The sequence below is a fragment of the Roseovarius sp. MBR-6 genome, assembly GCF_040547525.1.
Lineage (GTDB): Bacteria > Pseudomonadota > Alphaproteobacteria > Rhodobacterales > Rhodobacteraceae > Roseovarius.
On the sequence record NZ_JBEPPW010000024.1, the window covers coordinates 1 to 17,096 of the forward strand.

Consider the following 17,096-nt stretch of genomic DNA (forward strand, 5'->3'; position numbering starts at 1 on the left):
ACCTGCGCTGGTGCAGCGATGGCTTCGAGTTCACCTGCTGGAACGGGGACATCGTCCGTGGCGCCTTTATCATCGATGCTCATGACCGCGAAATCATCGCTTGGCGCGCCGTGGTGAACGTCGGGATCAGCGGCTCAGACATCCGCGACATCATGCTCGAGGCCGTGGAACGCCGCTTTGGTGATCATCGTGCGCCGTCGGTCATCGAGATGCTGTCCGATAATGGCTCGCCCTATATCGCTAAGGACACGCAGATCTTCGCCCGCCAGTTGGGCCTGAAGCCCTGCTTCACGCCGGTTCAGAGCCCACAGAGCAATGGCATCTCGGAGGCGTTTGTAAAGACGCTGAAGCGCGACTACGTCCAGGTGACGCCGCTACCGGACGCCCAGACAGTTCTTGGATTGATCGGCGCTTGGATCGAGGACTACAATGACAACCACCCGCACTCAGGGCTGAAAATGCGCTCACCACGCGAGTTCATCGCAGCTCAAACCGCAACCGCCTGAGTGTCCGGTGAAACGGGGGCAAGACCAGTGTAATCGAGAGCCCCCAAACGCAAAAATCCCCCTGGGTTTTCAAGGGGACTTGCAAAACGTTGACTTGGCGTTGACTCGTTTTTGCGCGGGCCTTGCACAAGTGTTTTTGTCGGGTTCTAAGTCTTTGGAAAGGTTAGAGAATTTGGTTGCGGGAGTAGGATTTGAACCTACGACCTTCAGGTTATGAGCCAAAATCCACGCGATTCCAATAGCTTAGGGATTTCAAAGGCTTGCGGGCCAACCGTTTGATTTTGCGCGATTTCCATGTTTGCAGCGGGCGGGATTGACCGTCTTTCGGCAGCAAACTTGGTGCGAAACATGCATTCGTGGGTTGATGTGGCGTTGATGTAAGAGGATTGTTCGTGCGCCGACCATAATCGTTTTCGGCCCTGAACGGACCTTTGCTAGGTTGATTATCGCCGAAGTGCGTCTTTACCGAACCAGCCGTTCGTGCGGGCGCAGCATTTTCCAACTTGTGTGACCGGTGTGCGGGACGGAGCGCGCATTCGGAGCAGGCAATTTACAGCTTGGAATAACCAGCCTTAATGCGCAGAAGGCGGGATTTCCGCAGCGATCACCAATGCTCAATGCTTGGTGCTACTTCCAGCGACAAGTTCCATAACGCCATTTGGCCCAGCAACGGTGGCTACGTTTTGGAGAAGCAAAATGTCCTCCTGAGATAGGTCATTATTGTGCGCGACTATCTTTCTAACTGATGCCTCCGCAGGAACGTCGGCCAGTGCGACGTATTTTGAGTTCACTGAAATGGCATGGGGTGTGACGGTCTCAATTAGCGTCAAATGGTCCTTGCTCTGAACAGCAAGGTCGAACCTGTAGCGCCTTCCGCTCTCCCCAAGATACGGGAAACCTTTGGTAACCGTCCCCTTCGCCAGTCTCGGCTCTAGGAATTCGTAGATCACGTCTGCCAAATCACGCTCAGTCTTCTTGTTGTTGTCCTTGAGCGCGTTCCTTGCGGCAGCGGCCGCCGTGTTGGCGACGGCAACGATAGCAGTCTCAAGCCACTCGGAAGCATCTATCTTGAGGGATATCCTCCTCTCGCCAAACGCCACGTCGTATCTCTTGCACTCGGAGCGTATTACTCTCTTCGCAGCATCACCGTCCTGACCGTGGGCCATGATCACAGCGACCGTCTCCCCAGCATCATGGACGACAAAGCCCTCCCCGAGCTTCGCCACGTAGACGAAGACAGGCTCGAATGACGGGAACACACATGTCGTGCGGATCCGCGCGCCATTCTCTGTCTCCTTGCAAGCCCACAGTGAAGATGTGCTTGCCAGGATGATGTCGCACAGGGCTTTCATTTGAAGAGGTCCTCTCTGGAGGGCGGGTTCAAATCCCTCTGTTCAGGGGTAAAGTCTATCCCACATTCGTCGCAGATCAAAGCAAGAATATGTCCAAGCATTTGAGTCAATTGGGAAATCTCCTGCTTGATGGGGATCTCCCATTCATCTGGTGGCAGGCACTCAAGGACATACTCCCTATTGTGTTCCCACCGGTGGATATGGGTTCCGTAGACCTTCGCAGGTAGCCCGAACTTCCGCGCTTGAGGTGGGTTCCCATCATATTCATCCTGCGGCTTCACATCCACGCGACATACTTTCTTCCGCTCGTAGATCAGCGAGACGCTGGGTTGGTTGGTGGAGACCCGGTTGTAGCGAAAGGCCAGGTGCGCACGGGAGACGCCACCTGCCTCTTCGATCACCCATCTGGCGTCCAGCTGGTCTGGCCGACCGTTAGGCCTCCAGACTGGCTGGGAGCCTTTGAGACTCTTTTTGGCCCTTAGAAACTCGTCAATCTCGACGCACAGTCGAAGCTTATCATTCTTGCTCATAAGCAGAGGTTATTCGACCGACAATAGCTTGTCATCTCTGATGAATCATCTGATCGCAACTGTGCGCAATGGGCTCCTTGCGGCTTTGCGGCGGTGCGGAAAAAAGTTGGTTCCGTGGCGCGGCCAGAATGCCAGCTCCCAGCAATTCGGCCCCGCTAATCCGCACATGCAGCGATGACAGCTCCCCTCTCACAGCGTAGTTGGTTGGCGTTGAACGGGCCGCCCCTCAAGGCAACACCCCCACATCGCCGCGTTGATGAGGCCAAATTCCGCGCTCCCCTCAACGAGGGACACGCCCTTGTGACGGGCGGCCGCGATCTCGGCAAATCGCATCAGACCCACGCTCTTCCCGAAGGCTATCACGATTCTGTTTTTCTCGACGTCTGGTTCTTACGGGGGCGTATGGGGCAAGATCGCCTTCAGGACGAGTCCTTGGTGATTTGACAACCCTTAGATGAAAAACTGCCCCACAAACAATCACTGCCCCTGGCGGATAATTCCGGCTGCCAAGTGCCCAATCAAGGCCCAATAGAAGATGGATCACTCGATGAAACTCCCCCAGCGCGAATTCTATACCCTGAATGAAGTGGCGGCTCGTTGGGGGTGCACCCTGGCCGACATTGCCGGTTGGTCGGCAGCTGGTCAGTTGGATGTGATCACCGGCATTCCTCCCACCTTCTGCGACACCGAGAGAGTTTCAGGCACGGTTGTCATCTGCACCATGGACATCGTGCAGATGTTTCGCCGCTGTGGGACCGGCCCCAAAACCGCGAAGTTGCGCCGCCTGCGCACCGAAGACGCCACAGACTGGCTTTTTGTCACCGATCCGCCCGAGGGCATCGATGTGTCAATCGCCGATCTCTTTGTGCGCAGCAAACAGGTCATGAAGTTTGAGGACAAGCATGATCTGCTGCGTCGGGTCAGTGGCGGCACCGGGTCAGCATCGCCCTATGATTGGGACGGCATGACCAAGGCCTTTCTGATCCGCATCCATGACCACGGCATTCCGGCCAGCAAAGCCGAAATGATCAGCGACATTCAGGACTGGTTCGTGGCAAATTCGAACGGCGACGATATCCCAAGCGAGCGCTCCATCCGGCGCCATGTCGATGATCTGTGGAAGATGTTGAGTGAGCTCCGACAGGATGAGAACGCCTGACCCGGCGCGTGGTCAGGCCTCTTTGCGATCACTGTCCGCATCGCGGACCAGCGTCGGGCGGGGCCGGAATATATGCGCCACCGCGTCAACGCCCGCCCGTAGGGGCGAGTCCATCAGATGCGCATAGCGCTGGGTTGTCTGCATTTGTGTATGACCCAACAGCTTGCCGATCATCTCCAGTGAGGCCCCGCCGCTGACCAGCAACGACGCAAACGTGTGGCGCAGATCATGGATGCGCACATCGGGCAGATCAGCGATCTTTTGAATCTGCCGCCAGAAGTGGCGGATTTCCTTCACGGGCTGGCCGGGCACATCGCCGGGAAAGAGCCATGGCACGCCGCTTGGGACCAGCAGCTGGCGCTGGCGCACAATCGCCGCCACGTCACCCGAGACCGGCACCCTGTGGATCTTGCGTTGCTTGGTGGTGGCCGCAGGCTTTGACCAGACACCGAGTTCCAGATTGAACTGTTCAAACCGCGCTTGCCGCACCTCACCCAACCGCGCACCGGTCAGCATGCAAAGCCGGATGATCCCCGCCGCGCGCTGGTCTGATGCTGCATCCAGCGCCGAGGCCAGTCGGGCGATTTCCTGCGGGCTCAGAAACCGCTCACGCGCGGATTCGATGCGGCGGTGGAAGCCAGAGGCAGGATTGTCTTCGCGCCAGCCCCAGTCGATGGCCAGCGTGAACATCTTGCGCAACACCTCGCCCACACGGTTGGCACGCACCGGCGTGGGCTTGGGGCCCTGCAATTTGCGGGCGCGATTGTTGGGTTTGACCTTTGCCGGGCGCGCCCTGCCCTCGGCGATCTTCGCCAGCAGCTTTGCCACATCGGTCTTGGTGATGGCGGTCACCAGCTTGTTGCCCCAGTGCGGTGCCACCAGCTTGGCCAGCATCGCCTTCTGGTCTGCGGCATTGGCCGGAGCCAGTTTGACAACATGCTCGGCGATGTAGCGCTCGATCATGTCGCCCACATGCGGGGCGGTGCGCAGCTCGCTTTTCCCGGCCAGTGGATCGCCACCCTCGTCAATCTCGCGCCGCAACTGCCGTGCGCGGTCTCTGGCGGCGGTCACGCTCCATTCCGGCCAGCGCCCGATAGTCATCCGGCGCTGGCGACCGGCATAGCGATAATCCAGTGTGAAGGCGCGGCTGCCAGATCGGTAGATGCACACCGCAAAGCCGCGCACTTCGGTATCGAAGATCTGATAGTCGCGCCCTTTCACCGGCATGGGTTCGCGGACCGTTTTGTCATTCAATCTCATACGCTTGGGCATGTCACCCTCCTCTCAATGCCCGTGTCATGACGCGTGGATTCGCAGGCTTATCAAGGTAATCATGGGCCTATGGGCGGCGGGGAGGCACTGACCGGCGGTGAATGACACTGGCTGGCAGTCGCTTTGCACCCCGGCGCCGCCCGCATTCGGACGGGGATCGGGCAAACGGGGCGTGAACGGCAGTTTCTCCCCAGGATGATCGCCGCACGACCTGCACGCCATTGCGGCCCAATGTCGCCCGATGCCGCGTCGCCCGGAAAACCCCAATGAAATCAATCACCGGCACCGAGGTGCCAAGCCACTGTCACTCAGTGTCACAGCGCCGTCCGTGCCCAGCCGCCCGAATCCCTTGTTTTGCAGGGTTTGGTGCCCATCGCGCTGCCACGCTCTACCCTGCGCGCCCCAAACAAGCGAAGCGCCCCGCGCGCTGCACCGCAGCATGACTTTGGCAGAAATCGCAAAACCTCAATAAAACAAGGGGCGGCACGGGGGTGCAAAGCCAGTGTCACTCAGTGTCACTCAGTGCCTTCCCGCCGCCCCCGCCGATCTGCGCCTTCTCAAACCGGCAAACGCCCTGTTCGGGCAACAACCGGGAGAAACCGCATGACGCAGACACATCGACATCCCGCAGCACCGCCTGCGCCCTTGATGGCGGGATGGATCAGCCGCCTTGATCTGGCACGAGAGCTTGGCCTTTCCGTCGACACGCTTCGGCGCTGGGATAACCGGCGCATGGGCCCCGCCTGCGTGCGGGCCGGGCGCACGATCTACTACCGCCGCGCCGTTGTTCTGGACTGGCTGGAAAAGCAGGAGAGCACCAAGCGCGCAAACGGGAAGGGCCGCAAATGACCACCCTCCTGCCCCACCCGCCCGGCATTCCGACCTCGACCACCGGCGATTGGATGCACGACCGCCTCATCGAGGCGCGCGGTGTTTTGGCCGACACCACCCAGCATCCGGAATCTCTCGTGATCCTCGCGGCCAGGGTTGTCGTCGGTCAGTCCGATGATGCCCGTGAATGCGGCGATGCGCTTGAGGTGCTTCGCTTGCTGGACCGGCGCCCCATACTTGCCATCGCGGCGGCCGCCTTCCCGAAAGGCGGTGCGGCATGAACCGGCGCAGCACACCCGAGGCCGATGCCCAGCGCGCCATCGTGCAGGCCCTGCGGCTCATTCTGCCCCGCGACGCCATCGTCCATCACTGCGTCAACGAGGTCACCGAGGCCGGGCCGCGCGGCGCAAAGCGTCAGGCGATCCTGGTCGGCATGGGCGTCCATCCCGGATTTGCCGATCTGATCGTGATCTCCGGCGGCCGCGTCCTGTTCCTCGAGGTCAAAAGCGAAACCGGCCGACTGCGCAAATCGCAGGAGGTCTTCCGCAACACCGTCTGCGCGCAGGGGTTCGGCTGGGCGCTGGTCCGGTCGGTCGACGATGCGCTGGGCGCGCTGGCGGACAACGGCTTCACCAGCAGTGTCCGCCCGACGCGGAGGGCGGCACCATGAGCCACAAGGCAACTGTCTGGGCGCTTGACCAGCGCAGCATCAAGGGCACGACCAAGATCGTGCTCTGGCACCTCTGCGACCGTTACAACCCCGAGCATGGCTGTTTTCCGTCGCAGGAGCTCTTGGCCTATGACTGCCAGGTCAGCCGCTCCGGCCTCAACAACCATCTCTCCCGTCTGGAAAAATGTGGTCTGATGCGGCGCGAACGGCGCATCGACCCGATCACGAAGCGCCAGATGTCGACGCGCTACATCCTCGGCTTCGAGGAGGGGTTCACGCCGGTGCCCAGCACGGCAGCGGCCGGAAACCCATGGGAAATCGTGTCGTCAGAGGAAAAGCCGTGTCCAAATATCGGACACGGACAACCTGGCGAAGAACCATTCGCAAACAACGCGTTGGGATGCGCCACCGTCGAAAAGCCGTGTCCAGATTTTGCACACGGAGCCGTGTCCAGAAAACAGGCCGACCCGTGTCCAGAAAATGACCAAAGCCGTGTCCAGAATTTGGACACTAACCTTGTAAGAGAACCCTTAAGAGAACCTGTAAAGGAGGAGGAGGAGGAGGAGGACGCGGCTGCGCGCGAGGCCGATTTTGATCGGTTCTTCGCAGAGCTGCTTTCAGCGTTGGGCTTTGCCGCCAACGCCACCCTGCCCGCCTGGTGGCAAGGCTGGCCAGCCAGGACGCATGTTCGCCGCTGGACCCAAGACCTCGGGCTGTCAACGAGCCGGATCATCGAGGTCGCCATCGAGACCCGCCGCGATCATCCCGAACCGCCCGATGGGCCGAAGGCGCTGGATCGGTTCATGGAGCGTGCAGCCCGGCGCGATGCGCAGGCGGCCATCGCGACTTCGAAGGGCACAAAGGCCAAGCGGCGGCGCAAGGCAGATGCAGCACCCCGACCCGAAGACGATGAACTGGCGGCGTTCTACGCGGCCAAGGTCAATTCAGAAGGCTTCCTGCCCGCCAGCATGATCAGCAACGCAATGTGCGCAGCCATGCTGGCACGAGGCCTCGTCACGCCCGAGCGGCTTCGGCAGCGGGGGGTGCTGTGAATGGCATGGTGTCACGTCCCCGGCACGGATTGTCGCTCTGCGCAGGCGGCGGAGGCCTTGATCTGGGCCTCATGCTCGCCGAGCCCGGATATCACACCCGCGCCTTTGTTGAATGGGAGGACTGGCCTCGCGCCGTCCTCATCGCAGCCCAGCGCGCGGGGTATTTTGCCCCGGCGCCGATCTGGGATGATCTGCGCAGCTTCGACGCCCGGCCCTTCCACGGTGCCTTCGACACGGTGCTGGCCGGATATCCCTGCCAGCCCTTCAGCGCGGCCGGAAAACGCGGTGGTGCCGACGATCCCCGCCACCTCTGGCCCGAGGTTGCCCGCGTCATCCGGGAATGTTCCCCGGAATGGGTGTTCCTCGAAAACGTCGCCGGTCACGTCACCCTCGGCCTTGAGACCGTCCTGCGAGAGCTTTGGCGCATGGGCTACACGCCTGCGGCGGGCCTGTTCTCTGCGGCAGAAGTCGGCGCGCCGCACCAGCGGTTGCGGATCTTCATCCTGGCCCACACCGATGAGCCTGCATCCCGGCACGGCCAACTACAACCCGGCGGGAAACAGCGACTTTACCCGCAAGGCCGAGGCGCTGGCGCTGGGTATCACCAACTGGTCGACCCCCAAGGCGACGGATGGCGCGAAGGGTGGACCGGGGCAGAGCTATGGCGCGGGCGGGACGCCACCCCTGCCAGCACAGGCGGCGCAATGGCCGACCCCGGCTGCGCAGAACTGGAAAGGATCAAGCGAAGCCAGCATCACCCGGGCCGATGGCAAATCCCGGATGGATATCCTGCATTACCGGGCGGAACAGGGCTTCACCCGCCCGGACCCGGTGACCATGCCGCATGGGCGGCAGTGCTCGCCGCACGCCCCGATCTCGCGCCCGCTGTGGGCTTCGATGATTGCCTCGCATGGGCGGGTCGTGTCGCGGCGGATCCTGAAGGCCCGGACGCGGCGGCGGCTGAACCCGCTCTTCGTCGGATGGCTGATGGGCTGGCCTATCGGTCACGCGCTCTGCGCCTGCTCGGCAACGGAGTTCACCCGCTGGCAGCAGCACATGCGTGGCGCGCTCTCGCATCTGCCCATGGCCTCGGGCCCGTGGATCTGGCGGCCGTTGGACTCGGCCCAGCGCCCGGCACAGATGGATTTCCTTGAAAGGTTGCAGCCATGAGCGTCCAGGGGCGAATTGGGCGCGCAGGCGGCACAAACGTCAAACGCGCGCTGGGCGTGCAGGCCGCGCTGGAATGGGCGTTTCGGGTGGAAAAGGCCCAGCTGGAACTGCCGCCACCAAAAGACGTGACCGAGGAAGGCTGCGGCTTCGGCCTCGAATACGTCCTGCTGCAACGCGCAGCACTTGGCTGCAAGGTCGACGGCGGCCAGCACAAGATGGGCAGCTATACCCATGCGGACGCCGAGGTGATCGCCGCCACCGTCGCCGGAATGCCCGACAGCTTCGGCGGCATCCAGATGGCCATCCGCGTGGCGGAACTGGCAAGGGCCGGGCTGACCCCCGACTGGATGCCGGGCGCCGTGCCGCGCTGCGTGCCACGTGACACGCGCGAGAACCAGCACGGCGTGCGCGCGGTGACCGAGGTTGTTTGTGTCGAGCACGTGCTGCACCGCGGTCGCTGGCGCAGCGTCGAGGTGGTGGCCTGCCCAGTCACCTGGCGACCGCATCCGGAACAGATCGCGTCCGCCCGGCGGGGATATGAGGATTGGTGGGCAGCGCTCGATTGGGTGCGGGATGGGCTGGTTGCGGGCCGGATGCTGAGGGAGGTCGAGGTGACGGCGGTGATGCCGAAAGTGCGGCCATGGCAGCCTCGCTGATCCGAACCCCCTCCAATCACCTGCAAATGTCTGGATTTCAGCTTATGGCTGCAATACGGTTCACAAAAAGAAGTTCGGGAGGCGGATTTACCAATGGCATCAACCGACAACGGCTCCGACCTCGGCATCGAGGCCAGCCTGTTCAAGACCGCCGACAAGCTGCGCGGCAATATGGAGCCATCCGATTACAAGCACGTCGCCCTTGGTCTGATCTTTCTCAAGCACATTTCCGACAGCTTTGAACTCAAACGCCAGCAACTGCTGGCCGAATACCCCGAAGGCGCCGAGGACCCCGACGAATACCTCGCCGAAAACGTCTTCTGGGTGCCGCAAGAGGCGCGCTGGTCGCACCTGCAAGCCAATGCCAAGCAGCCCACCATCGGCCGCCTGATCGACGAGGCGATGATCGCCATCGAAAAGGTCAACCCCTCGCTCAAGGGCGTTCTGCCCAAGGATTACGGCCGCCCCGCGCTCAACGCTGTCATGCTGGGGGAACTCATCGACCTGATCTCGGGCATCGCGCTGGGCGAGGGCAAGGACCGCGCGCGCGATCTGCTGGGCCGGGTCTACGAATACTTCCTCGGCCAGTTCGCGGGCTCCGAGGGCAAGCGCGGGGGCGAGTTCTACACCCCCCGTTCGGTCGTGCGCACCATGGTCGAGATGCTGGAGCCCTACCGGGGCCGCGTCTATGACCCCTGCTGCGGCTCAGGCGGGATGTTCGTGCAGTCGGAGAAATTCGTCGAGGCGCATGGCGGCCGTCTGGGCGACATCGCCATATATGGACAGGAAAGCAACTACACCACCTGGCGGCTGTGCAAGATGAACCTTGCCGTGCGCGGCATCGACGCCGACATCAAGTGGAACTCCGAGGGCACCTTTCACAAGAACGAACTGCCCGACCTGCGCGCCGACTATATCCTCGCCAATCCGCCCTTCAACATCTCGGACTGGGGCGGCGAGCGGCTGCGCGAGGATGCGCGCTGGAAATATGGCATCCCGCCTGCGGGCAACGCCAACTTCGCCTGGCTGCAGCACATCCTGCATCACCTCTCGCCCACCGGCACGGCGGGGGTGGTGCTGGCCAATGGCTCGATGTCCTCCAACCAGTCGGGCGAGGGCGAGATCAGGCGCGCGATGATCGAGGGCGAGGTCGTGGACTGCATGATCGCCCTGCCGGGGCAGCTGTTCTATTCCACCCAGATCCCGGCCTGCCTGTGGTTTCTGGCGCGGGACAAATCAAACGGCATCGCGCGGGACAAGACGCTGCGCGACCGTCGCGGCGAGGTGCTGTTCATCGACGCCCGCAAGCTGGGCTTCATGGTGGACCGCACGCGCAAGGAGTTTTCGGATGCCGACATTGCGCAGATCGCGGGCACCTACCACGCGTGGCGGCTGGGCGAGGGCTACTCCGACGTGCCGGGCTTCTGCAAATCAGCGAGCCTTGAGGAAATCCGGTCCCACGGCCACGTCCTGACCCCGGGCCGCTATGTGGGATCGCAAGCGGCAGAGGAGGACGAGACGCCCTTTGCCGAGCGTTTCGCCGCCTTGCAGGAGCAACTGGAGGCGCAGTTCGCCGAGGCCGAGGCGCTGACGGCGACCATCCGGACGCGGCTGGCGGGGGTTGGGGTGTGAGTGATTTCGTTCCCTTGGCTGACCTATGCCTGAAGATCACGAAAGGCACGACGCCGAATGCGAAGGACGGCGGCTTTGCCGACAGCGGAGTGAACTATATCAAGTCCGAAAGCCTTACTTATAGCGGCTCGATTGATGCCACCAAGTTTGCGTTCATCTCTGAGGAAACGAACCAACGCTTGAAGCGCTCCATCATTCAGAATGGAGATGTTCTCTATTCAATTGCAGGCGCAAACCTCGGAAAATGCGGGATCGCGCGTCGAGACCATCTTCCCGCTAACACCAATCAGGCTGTCGCAATCATTCGCGTCGACGAGCAGCGCGCATCCCACCGCTTCATCAGCTTCTGCCTGAGAAATCCAAGCTTCGTTCAGTCCGTTCTAGGAGGAGTAGCGCAGTCAGCGCAGCCAAACGTCAATCTTGCTGAAATCGGCCGCTTCCGAATCCCTAACCTGCCCCTCCCCGAACAACACGCCATTGCCGCCACTCTCGGGGCGCTGGATGACAAGATCGAGTTGAACCGGAAGATGAACGCCACGCTCGAGGCCATGGCGCGGGCGCTGTTCCGCGACTGGTTCGTCAATTTCGGCCCCACCCGCGCCAAGATGGAAGGCCGCACCCCCTACCTCTCCCCCTACCTCTCCCCCGACCTCTGGTCCCTCTTCCCCGACCGCCTCGACGCCGAGGGCAAGCCGGAGGGGTGGGAGGTTCGTCCTGTTGGCGACTTCGCCGAACTCAAGGGCGGCAAGCAACTGGAAAAGGAACACATCGCCGATGCTGGGCCAGTCCCGGTATTCGGCGGAGCGGGTCTTATGGGCTACACCACGAACCACAACGCAGACGGGTTCGTGATTTCTGTTGGCCGTGTCGGCGCATACTGCGGCCAGTTCTTCTCCCATCGGGGGAAGGCATGGATCAACAACAACGCCTCCCTCATTCGCCCCAATGCAGGCGTTTCCGGTGAATGGCTGCTGATCGCTTTGCGTCACATTGACATGGACGTGATCAAAAAGGGGGCGGCGCAGCCCTTTGTATCCAACGGCGATATTGCCAAAGTTGGGATAGTGTGGCCGGGCGACGCCATCATCAGCGCATTTTCCGATGCCTTGGTTTCACTCATCAGAAAAGCTGAGGCGAACAAGGCAGAATCCCGCACCCTCGCCCAGACCCGCGACCTCCTGCTGCCGCGCCTGATGTCGGGGGAATTGCGGGTGGTCGAGGCTGAGCGCCTCACAAGCGAGGGGACGTGATGGCGGTTGCCTATCATCAGGGCCGCTTCCCGCCCGATGCGCTCGACTGGCCGCAGCTTCTGCCGCTGATCGGCCCGGCCAATGCCGCCGTCGCGCGCTATGAGGGCGTGCTGCACGGCATCCCCAACCCCAACGTGCTGCTCTCACCCCTGACCACGCAAGAGGCCGTGCTGTCCAGCCGGATCGAGGGCACGCAGGCCACCATCGGCGAGGTGCTGGAATTCGAAGCCGAGGGCGAGCCGGGGGATGAGAGCACGCCCAAAAAGGCCGATATCCACGAGGTGCTGAACTATCGCGCCGCCCTGGCCGAGGCCGCGCGCCTGCTGGAGGAATTGCCCCTGTCGCAACGCCTGATCCGGTTGACCCACGCGCGCCTGATGCAGGGTGTGCGCGGCCAGGGCAAGGCGCCGGGCGACTATCGCCGCATCCCCAACTGGATCGGACCCGAGGGCTGCACCATCGAACAGGCGCGTTTCATCCCCTGTTCCGCCGAGGCGCTGCCCGATGCGATGAGCGCGTGGGAGGATTATATCCACGCCCCGGCCCCCGACGCGCTGATCCAGCTTGCCGTGCTGCATGCCGAGTTCGAGGCGATCCACCCCTTTCTGGACGGCAACGGGCGGCTGGGGCGGTTGATCATCCCGCTGTTCCTGAAATCCAAGGGCCTACTGTCGGCACCGAATTTCTATCTGTCGGAATATCTGGAAAGCCACCGCGACGAATATTACGACCGCCTGCTGGCCGTGTCGCGGAACGGCGACTGGACCGGCTGGTGCGGGTTCTTCCTGCGCGCGATCATCGAACAGGCGGGCACCAATCAGGCCAAGGCGCAGGCGATCCACGCGCTCTACACCGCGCGCAAGGACTGGATGGTCGGGGCCACGCGGTCACAATACGGCGTGCGCGCGCTCGACTGGTTCTTCAGCCGCCCGATCTTTGTGGCGTCGGATTTCGTGGCGCAGGCCGACATTCCCGAACCGACGGCCAAGCGCATCCTGCGGCTGGTGCGCGACAACGGGCTGTTGCGCGAGATCAGGCCGTCCAGCGGCAGGAGGCCTGCCGTGCTGGCCTTCCCCGAGCTGCTGAACATCTGCGAAGGGCGGGACGCGTTTTGAGGATCACTTATGCACAACAAGCCACTTTGCGGGTCAAAATGTGGGCACAAATGACCCACAAATCGTTTTGCGGTGCAAAAGTGATCGACAACGCCACAGTGCATTTCTGAATCGAGGTTTTTCATGCCCATTTATTCCGACGACGCCATGGCAAGCCAGGAAAACACCTTGCTGCCAGCCGTGTTCATGGACCCGCCGGACGGACTGGATGAAACATGGACCCATGGTTTCCTGTTAATCGGACACGGAGATTGGCAGCCCTTGAGCGATGGCGACCTTGCAAGCGTCTATCGAGAAGCGACGCTCCAGTTGATCGATGCGGCCCTCGACAGCGGCGATCTTTGGCGGTCATCGTTTCCGGCGCTGTTCATGTGCAGGCATACGCTGGAACTTTACCTGAAGTCGATCGTTCCCGACTGGCGGAAGCTGGCTGACCAGAAAAAGGGCAAGAAGAACGCGCATGACATCGGCATAATCTCTCTCACACTGCGGGACCTGTTGAAATCTCGGTATCCGGTCGACCAAGTTGAGGCACTCTGCCGTTTCATCGAGGAATTCGACAGACTAGACCCAAAAGCTATGGCATTCAGGTTCGCCGATGGCGCACGCGCCAGTTTCAGCCATTCTGATCCGCATCGCTCGCCTCCTGTCGAAATCTGGGTCGATTTCAGAAACCTGCGAACATCAATCGTGGCCGTGTTCGATGCACTCGAACGCCTGCCTTGCACCAACATCGTGGGGCGAACATGACTACGCTAACTGAAGCCGAAGTCGAAGCCGTCCTGCTCGATCAGCTTTCCACGCTGGGCTATGCCTGCCTAAACGACGCGGTGTCCGGCCCTGATGGCCGCAGCCCGGAGCGCGACGCCTATTCCGACACGATCCTGCCGCGCCGCCTGCGCGCGGCCATTGCCCGCCTGAACCCGCAGATCCCCGAGGAAGCACGCGAGGATGCGCTGCGACAGGTCATCGCCACCGAGCGCCCCGCGCTGATCGAAGAAAACCGCCGGCTGCACCGCGCCATGGTCGAGGGCGTGCCGGTGGAATACCGCGCCGAGGACGGCACCATCCGAGGCGATGCGGTGCGACTGGTGGACCCCAACGACCGGCTGAACGACTGGCTTGCCATCGCCCAGTTCACCGTGATCGAGAACGGCAACAACCGCCGCCCGGATGTGGTGGTGTTCCTCAACGGTCTGCCGGTGGGCGTGATCGAGGTGAAGAAACCCGGGGCAGAGACCGCGACGCTGGACGCGGCCTTCAACCAGTTGCAGACCTACAAGGCGCAGATCGGATCGCTGTTTCGCGCCAACGCCGTGCTGGTCACGACCGACGGCATTCAGGCGCGGATCGGCTCGCTCACGGCTGACGTTGAACGCTTCATGCCCTGGCGCACGACCGATGGTGCCGATGTGGCCCCCAAGGGCGCGCCGGAAATGTCGGTGCTGATCGAGGGGGTGTTCGCGCATCCGCGCCTCTTGTCACTGATGCAGGATTTCACGGTGTTTGGCGACACAGGCGGCGGCATCGCCAAGATCATCGCGGGCTATCACCAGTTCCACGCCGTGAAGCGGGCAGTCATCAGCACGGTTGACGCCAGCCGATCCGGGGGCGACCGCAAGGCCGGGGTGATCTGGCACACGCAGGGATCGGGCAAAAGCCTGCTGATGGCGCTTTACGCGGGTCAGCTGGTGCGCGAACCGGCGATGGAAAACCCCACCATCGTGGTGATCACCGACCGCAACGACCTCGACGACCAGTTGTTCGCGACATTCTCCATGTGCCGCGACCTGATCCGCCAGACCCCGGTGCAGGCCGACAGCCGCGAGGATCTGCAAAAGGCGCTGTCGCGCGCCTCGGGTGGGGTGGTGTTCACCACCATCCAGAAATTTGCCCCGGAAAAGGGCGCCGCCTACCCGATGCTGACGGATCGCCGCAACGTTGTGGTCATCGCGGATGAGGCACACCGCAGCCAATACGGGTTCAAGGCCCGGATCGAGAAGACCGGCGAGATCGCCTATGGTTTCGCCAAGCACCTGCGCGACGCCCTGCCCAATGCGTCCTTCATCGGTTTCACCGGAACGCCGATTGAACAGGACGATGTGAACACGCCCGCCGTCTTCGGCCATTACATCGACGTCTACGACATCAGTCGCGCGGTGGAGGACGGCGCCACCGTGCCCATCTATTACGAGAGCCGCCTGGCGCGCATTGAACTGCCCGACGAGGAAAAGCCGAAGGTCGATGCCGAGATCGAGGACCTGACTGAAGACGAAGCTGTCAGCGAACAGGAACGGCTGAAACGCAAGTGGTCCACCGTCGAGGCGCTGGTCGGGTCCGAAAAGCGGCTTCGCATGGTCGCCGAGGATCTGGTCGCCCATTTCGAGGCGCGGGTGCAGGCGATGGACGGGAAAGCGATGGTCGTCTGCATGAGCCGCCGCATCTGTGTAGACCTCTACAACCAGATCATCGCGCTACGGCCCGATTGGCATTCCGACGACGATGCAGGCGGTCTGGTAAAGATCGTGATGACGGGGTCCGCCTCGGACCCGGAAACTTGGCAACCACATATCGGCGGCAAGGCGCGGCGCGATCTGCTGGCCAAACGGGCGAAGGATCCCGGCGATCCACTCAAACTGGTGATTGTGCGCGACATGTGGCTGACCGGCTTTGACGCGCCCTCGATGCACACGATGTATATCGACAAGCCGATGCGCGGGCACGGATTGATGCAGGCCATCGCACGGGTCAACCGGGTGTTTCGTGACAAACCCGCCGGGCTGATCGTCGATTACATCGGCATTGCCCAGAACCTGAAGTCCGCGCTGGGCCAGTATTCCAAGTCGGACCAGGAGCAGGCGGGGATCGACGAGGCTGAGGCTGTTGCTGCCCTTCTGGAACGGTTGGATGTGGTCCGCGCCATTTTCCATGGGTTGGATTATTCCAAAGGGCTGACCGGCACCCCGCACCAACGCCTTGTCGCCTTGGCCGAAGCAATAGACTGGATCCTCTCCAAGCAGGATGAAGCGACGCAGCGCGAAACCGACAAGGAAGCCAAGAAGGCAGCGCACCGCCGATATCAGGATGCCGTTCTGGGGCTGTCCAAGGCCTTTGCGCTTTGTTCCGCCAGCGACACTGCCCGCGATGTGCGCGACGAGGTCGGCTTTTTCCAGACGGTTCGTGCCGCTATGGTCAAGGCCGCCGACACCTCCGGCCGCTCTGCCACCGACCGCGACCTTGCGATACGCCAGATCGTGAATGGCGCTGTCGCCTCGACCGAAATCGTCGACATTCTATCGGCGGCTGGGCTTTCGTCGCCGGACATTTCCATCCTGTCGGACGAGTTCCTGGCCGAAATCGGACAGATGGAGAAGAAGAACCTTGCCCTCGAAGCCCTGAAAAAGCTGCTGAACGACGAAATCAGATCGCGCAGCAAATCGAACGTCATCGAGACGCGGAAATTCTCCGAACGGCTAGAAGAAGCCATCGCCCGTTACCACACCAACGCGATCAGCACCGTCGAGGTATTGCAAGAGCTGATAGCACTGGCGAAGGAAGTGCGCGAAGCCAGAAACCGTGGCGAAGAAACCGGCCTAACGCCGGAGGAAATCGCCTTCTACGACGCCTTGGCCGACAACCAGAGCGCCGTCGATGTTCTTGGCAACGACCAGTTGAAGATCATCGCGCATGAATTGTTAACAGGTCTCAAGGCCAACGTCAGCATCGACTGGGCGCACCGCGACAGTGCCCGGGCCCGTTTACGGGTGCTCGTGAAACGCATCTTGCGGAAGTATGGCTATCCACCGGATCTGGAGGACGCTGCTGTTCGGGGGGTTCTGGCGCAGGCGGAAGCCATGCTGTCAGAGATCACTGATGGCTGAACAAGACTAATTTGAAAAGG

Annotated in this window: 16 protein-coding genes and 1 pseudogene; 14 read left to right on the forward strand and 3 right to left on the reverse strand. The window is 61.9% G+C overall.

What is annotated here, in order from left to right; genetic code table 11:
• On the forward strand, window positions 1-506 hold a 506-nt coding region (locus tag ABIE57_RS18360), incomplete at its 5' end, for a DDE-type integrase/transposase/recombinase (RefSeq protein WP_354540491.1).
• A 614-nt stretch (window positions 507-1,120) separates the two neighbouring features.
• Here ABIE57_RS18360 and ABIE57_RS18365 read toward each other — a convergent pair.
• Together ABIE57_RS18365 and ABIE57_RS18370 are read right to left on the reverse strand one after the other, a co-directional pair.
• Window positions 1,121-1,858 carry a hypothetical protein gene (locus tag ABIE57_RS18365; RefSeq protein ID WP_354540492.1) on the reverse strand — a complete coding sequence of 246 codons (738 nt, stop codon included), beginning with the start codon at window positions 1,856-1,858 and terminating at the stop codon, window positions 1,121-1,123.
• Window positions 1,855-2,388 (reverse strand): hypothetical protein, encoded by a 534-nt coding sequence (locus ABIE57_RS18370; protein WP_354540493.1) that lies wholly within the window; start codon window positions 2,386-2,388, stop codon window positions 1,855-1,857. The genes ABIE57_RS18365 and ABIE57_RS18370 overlap by 4 nt, the downstream gene beginning before the upstream one ends.
• A gap of 547 nt (window positions 2,389-2,935) precedes the next feature.
• Here ABIE57_RS18370 and ABIE57_RS18375 point away from each other — a divergent pair.
• Complete coding sequence (locus ABIE57_RS18375) at window positions 2,936-3,547, forward strand: hypothetical protein (protein ID WP_354540495.1); 612 nt, start codon at window positions 2,936-2,938, stop codon at window positions 3,545-3,547.
• Window positions 3,548-3,559: 12 nt separating this feature from the next.
• Here ABIE57_RS18375 and ABIE57_RS18380 read toward each other — a convergent pair whose 3' ends face one another.
• Window positions 3,560-4,819, reverse strand: a complete 1,260-nt coding sequence (locus ABIE57_RS18380) for a tyrosine-type recombinase/integrase (protein WP_354540496.1) — start codon at window positions 4,817-4,819, stop codon at window positions 3,560-3,562.
• Window positions 4,820-5,422: 603 nt separating this feature from the next.
• Between ABIE57_RS18380 and ABIE57_RS18385 the strand changes: the two genes are divergently transcribed.
• From ABIE57_RS18385 to ABIE57_RS18440, 12 genes and pseudogenes are all read left to right on the forward strand, one after another.
• A complete protein-coding gene (locus ABIE57_RS18385; protein WP_354540497.1) occupies window positions 5,423-5,668 on the forward strand; it encodes a helix-turn-helix transcriptional regulator in 246 nt (81 codons plus the stop codon).
• On the forward strand, window positions 5,665-5,931 hold the full coding sequence (locus ABIE57_RS18390) for a hypothetical protein (protein WP_354540498.1): 267 nt from the start codon (window positions 5,665-5,667) through the stop codon (window positions 5,929-5,931). Before ABIE57_RS18385 ends, ABIE57_RS18390 begins: the two co-directional genes overlap by 4 nt.
• On the forward strand, window positions 5,928-6,320 hold the full coding sequence (locus ABIE57_RS18395) for a VRR-NUC domain-containing protein (RefSeq protein ID WP_354540499.1): 393 nt from the start codon (window positions 5,928-5,930) through the stop codon (window positions 6,318-6,320). Before ABIE57_RS18390 ends, ABIE57_RS18395 begins: the two co-directional genes overlap by 4 nt.
• The gene (locus ABIE57_RS18400; protein WP_354540500.1) at window positions 6,317-7,372 is read left to right on the forward strand and encodes a helix-turn-helix domain-containing protein; all 1,056 of its coding nucleotides are present in this window, start codon (window positions 6,317-6,319) and stop codon (window positions 7,370-7,372) included. Before ABIE57_RS18395 ends, ABIE57_RS18400 begins: the two co-directional genes overlap by 4 nt.
• Window positions 7,373-7,443: 71 nt before the next feature.
• Window positions 7,444-7,833 (forward strand): annotated as a pseudogene (locus tag ABIE57_RS18405) (DNA cytosine methyltransferase); the annotation flags it as partial.
• Between the two features lie 55 nt (window positions 7,834-7,888).
• Entirely contained in the window at window positions 7,889-8,542 is a 654-nt protein-coding gene (locus ABIE57_RS18410; RefSeq protein ID WP_354540501.1) for a DNA methyltransferase, read from the forward strand.
• Window positions 8,539-9,198 carry a hypothetical protein gene (locus ABIE57_RS18415; protein ID WP_354540502.1) on the forward strand — a complete coding sequence of 220 codons (660 nt, stop codon included), beginning with the start codon at window positions 8,539-8,541 and terminating at the stop codon, window positions 9,196-9,198. Before ABIE57_RS18410 ends, ABIE57_RS18415 begins: the two co-directional genes overlap by 4 nt.
• A 93-nt stretch (window positions 9,199-9,291) precedes the next feature.
• Window positions 9,292-10,830, forward strand: coding sequence for a class I SAM-dependent DNA methyltransferase (locus ABIE57_RS18420; protein WP_354540503.1), 1,539 nt, complete (start codon window positions 9,292-9,294; stop codon window positions 10,828-10,830).
• Window positions 10,827-12,080 carry a restriction endonuclease subunit S gene (locus ABIE57_RS18425; RefSeq protein ID WP_354540504.1) on the forward strand — a complete coding sequence of 418 codons (1,254 nt, stop codon included), beginning with the start codon at window positions 10,827-10,829 and terminating at the stop codon, window positions 12,078-12,080. The genes ABIE57_RS18420 and ABIE57_RS18425 overlap by 4 nt, the downstream gene beginning before the upstream one ends.
• Window positions 12,080-13,195 carry a Fic family protein gene (locus ABIE57_RS18430; RefSeq protein WP_354540505.1) on the forward strand — a complete coding sequence of 372 codons (1,116 nt, stop codon included), beginning with the start codon at window positions 12,080-12,082 and terminating at the stop codon, window positions 13,193-13,195. The genes ABIE57_RS18425 and ABIE57_RS18430 overlap by 1 nt, the downstream gene beginning before the upstream one ends.
• Window positions 13,196-13,318: 123 nt before the next feature.
• Complete coding sequence (locus tag ABIE57_RS18435) at window positions 13,319-13,945, forward strand: hypothetical protein (protein WP_354540506.1); 627 nt, start codon at window positions 13,319-13,321, stop codon at window positions 13,943-13,945.
• Window positions 13,942-17,076: a type I restriction endonuclease subunit R gene (locus ABIE57_RS18440; protein WP_354540507.1), complete on the forward strand. Its 3,135-nt coding sequence runs from the start codon at window positions 13,942-13,944 to the stop codon at window positions 17,074-17,076. The genes ABIE57_RS18435 and ABIE57_RS18440 overlap by 4 nt, the downstream gene beginning before the upstream one ends.
• Window positions 17,077-17,096 lie beyond the last annotated feature (20 nt).

What these genes read in the sequence shown, in the direction of transcription:
- ABIE57_RS18435 (WP_354540506.1), top strand. Translation starts at nt 13,319, where the DNA reads ATGCCCATTTATTCCGACGACGCCATGGCAAGCCAGGAAAACACCTTG.
- ABIE57_RS18430 (WP_354540505.1), top strand. Translation starts at nt 12,080, where the DNA reads ATGGCGGTTGCCTATCATCAGGGCCGCTTCCCGCCCGATGCGCTCGAC.
- ABIE57_RS18395 (WP_354540499.1), top strand. Translation starts at nt 5,928, where the DNA reads ATGAACCGGCGCAGCACACCCGAGGCCGATGCCCAGCGCGCCATCGTG.
- ABIE57_RS18380 (WP_354540496.1), bottom strand. Translation starts at nt 4,819, where the DNA reads ATGCCCAAGCGTATGAGATTGAATGACAAAACGGTCCGCGAACCCATG.
- ABIE57_RS18415 (WP_354540502.1), top strand. Translation starts at nt 8,539, where the DNA reads ATGAGCGTCCAGGGGCGAATTGGGCGCGCAGGCGGCACAAACGTCAAA.
- ABIE57_RS18400 (WP_354540500.1), top strand. Translation starts at nt 6,317, where the DNA reads ATGAGCCACAAGGCAACTGTCTGGGCGCTTGACCAGCGCAGCATCAAG.
- ABIE57_RS18370 (WP_354540493.1), bottom strand. Translation starts at nt 2,388, where the DNA reads ATGAGCAAGAATGATAAGCTTCGACTGTGCGTCGAGATTGACGAGTTT.
- ABIE57_RS18375 (WP_354540495.1), top strand. Translation starts at nt 2,936, where the DNA reads ATGAAACTCCCCCAGCGCGAATTCTATACCCTGAATGAAGTGGCGGCT.
- ABIE57_RS18440 (WP_354540507.1), top strand. Translation starts at nt 13,942, where the DNA reads ATGACTACGCTAACTGAAGCCGAAGTCGAAGCCGTCCTGCTCGATCAG.
- ABIE57_RS18420 (WP_354540503.1), top strand. Translation starts at nt 9,292, where the DNA reads ATGGCATCAACCGACAACGGCTCCGACCTCGGCATCGAGGCCAGCCTG.
- ABIE57_RS18390 (WP_354540498.1), top strand. Translation starts at nt 5,665, where the DNA reads ATGACCACCCTCCTGCCCCACCCGCCCGGCATTCCGACCTCGACCACC.
- ABIE57_RS18365 (WP_354540492.1), bottom strand. Translation starts at nt 1,858, where the DNA reads ATGAAAGCCCTGTGCGACATCATCCTGGCAAGCACATCTTCACTGTGG.
- ABIE57_RS18410 (WP_354540501.1), top strand. Translation starts at nt 7,889, where the DNA reads ATGAGCCTGCATCCCGGCACGGCCAACTACAACCCGGCGGGAAACAGC.
- ABIE57_RS18385 (WP_354540497.1), top strand. Translation starts at nt 5,423, where the DNA reads ATGACGCAGACACATCGACATCCCGCAGCACCGCCTGCGCCCTTGATG.